This is a genomic window from Sphingomonas rhamnosi, assembly GCF_036663615.1.
In the GTDB taxonomy this organism is placed as follows: Bacteria; Pseudomonadota; Alphaproteobacteria; order Sphingomonadales; family Sphingomonadaceae; genus Sphingomonas.
Map to the genome: position 1 here is coordinate 1 of NZ_JAXOJJ010000026.1, position 2,506 is coordinate 2,506.

At 58.5% G+C, this 2,506-nt stretch carries 2 protein-coding genes; both read left to right on the forward strand.

Going from position 1 to position 2,506, the window contains the following annotated elements; all coding sequences use genetic code 11:
* On the forward strand, window positions 1-1,430 hold a 1,430-nt coding region (locus tag U1701_RS18590), incomplete at its 5' end, for an Ig-like domain-containing protein (RefSeq protein WP_332784045.1).
* A gap of 584 nt (window positions 1,431-2,014) precedes the next feature.
* A partial coding sequence (locus tag U1701_RS18595; RefSeq protein WP_332784046.1) for a hypothetical protein occupies window positions 2,015-2,506 on the forward strand: 492 nt, incomplete at its 3' end.

Here is a 2,506-nt window from a genome sequence, read left to right on the forward strand (position 1 = left end):
GCAGCTTCGTTTATACCGCCAAGACCGGCTTTGTGGGCACCGACACGTTCACCTATGCCGCAAGCGACGGCCATTCGTCGAGCAATGCCAAGGTTACGCTCAAGGTCAGCGCGCCGGCACCGGCGCCGGTGCCGGTCGCGCTTGGCGATGCGGTTTCGGCAATTGCCGGGGTCGCGGTTACCGGCAACGTGCTGAGCAACGACAAGAGCGGCACCGGCGCCGCCCTCACCAGCATCCTGGCCACCGGACCGAGCCACGGCACGCTCCAGTTGGCGAGCAACGGCAGCTTCACCTATGTCCCCGATGTCGATTTCGCCGGCACGGACAGCTTCACCTATTCGGCATCGGACGGTTCGGCATCCGCCGGCGCCAAGGTGACGATTACCGTCGCGGCCAAGCCCAACACTGCCCCGGTCGCCATGGCTGACAATGCCGGCAGCGTCGAAGCTGGCGCACTGTTGACCGGTAACGTGCTGACCAACGACAAGGACGCCAATGGCGACGCGCTGACGGCAAAGCTGATCAATGGTCCCGCCCACGGCACCCTAAAGCTCCTGGCCGACGGCAGCTTTGTCTACACCGCCAACAATGGCTATAGCGGCGCAGACAGCTTCACTTACAGCGCGTCCGACGGCAAGGCCGCCGACACCGCGCTGGTCTCGATCAATGTGACGGCGCCCCCGCCCGTGTCGTCGCCATTCGAAAAACTGCTTGCCGCGCACCAGGCCGTCGATGGCTCCGCTTCCTCTAACAACGTGTTGACCGGGGCGAGCGGTGCCAACGCCTTCTACATCGACGTGGCTGCGAAATCGGGCAACGACACCGTCGTCAATCTGGAAGGCAGCGATGTGCTGATCTTCAGCCATGTCCTGAACGACAATAATGGCGATGGCCTGATTACCTTCAGCGGTAACAAGCTGAGGGTCGATGGCACCGTCAAGGGGGACATACTCACCCTGACCGACGTAAGTTCGCTGCGCTATCTCGGCGCTGCGATGGACGGTGCGCATGTATATGCCGACGGCGCGGCAAAGCCTAAAAGTGCGCTCGAAAGCGTGTTCGGTGACGATCGCCTAGCCGGTGATCTGACCGATAAGAAGATACAGAAATTCTTCTTCGACACCGCTCTCGGCTTTGACCTCGGCGACGACACGATCGTCAACATGGGCAAGAAGGACATCCTCGTCACGACCACCGCGCTGAGCGATGGCGATCATGACGGGATCGTCGGATCCGGCGCCGGCGCGCAATTTGATTTGGGCAAGACGCCGCAGACCATTGGCGACGCAGGTCATGTCAACATCTTCAACACGACAGGCGCGGCCGTCAACACACTCGAGTTCGACGGGTCTGTCATCCACGATGGCGTCAGCTATTATGTCTACAGCCTCGAAGGCTCGACCGGCGGCCTGGCGACGCTAGGGTTCTGACCAGCCCTATGATATAACGTAGATACGCTGATCAACCGCTACAAATTGAGGCGCGCTCTTACGAGCGCGCCTTTCTTGTATCGGTGATCTGACCTATTTCCCGGATCGTTCGAGCTTTCAAAAATCCAGCTTAGAATATAAAGCTGAGCAATGATGTTGCGCGATAGTAGCAAATTCCCGGTGTAACGACTCCATAACAAAATAGAATTGCGCAATATTTCACGCTAAGTAATGCGGGCAATGTTAGCGGTTCTAATCATAGCCATGACGCTCTGTAGCGGTAAAATGACTCCGGGCGTCACAGTTTGATGGCAGCTGGCGGTGATTCAATCGCAATCCAACGCGCGGGCTGATCATTCAGTCTCATTTAGACGAGAAAATACGGTGAGGTCGATTGACTCACACCGCAACATGTTTCACCCAAAATATGGTTAATACGCTTCTTAGCATACAGTTTCGGCTTTGCGTTTTCGCACGCACACACCCCATCCGGGGTTCTGCGGGAGGCTTTTGGCGGGTCCATAGCCGGTATCCACCCGGATATCGGCGCGACGGGGAATATAATGATGCTTATCGACAAGATCATGAGTGACGACACGGTTTTCATGCAGGGCAAGTTCATCAGCATGGCTGTGGGCAATATGGGTACGCTGGGGACGCGATCGGCGACGCCGGCGGGCTTCAACGCCTACGACAAGGGTGAAGTGACCAACCTTGGCATGTACGTCGATCTCGACGGCTTCGGCACCGGCAAGGCCTCGCCGCTGCAGGACGCCGTGGCCATGGGCGCGATCGTCGAGCGCTTCAACATCGGCTACAGCATCAACGGTATCAAGCATGTCGAGGGCAATACCGAGTTCGGCACATCGACCATTCTCAACGGCGACTCGACCAATCTGTCCGACGCTACTGCGGCGCGCGCGGGCTGGACCGGCACGACCGACGAAAAGCTGAAGGTTGAGCAGGTCATGACGCTGACCGACGACGCCAAATATGTGAAGGTGGAGATCACGCTGACCAACCAGTCGGCCAACACGATGGCCGATCTGCGCTACATGCGCTCGGTCGATCCCGAC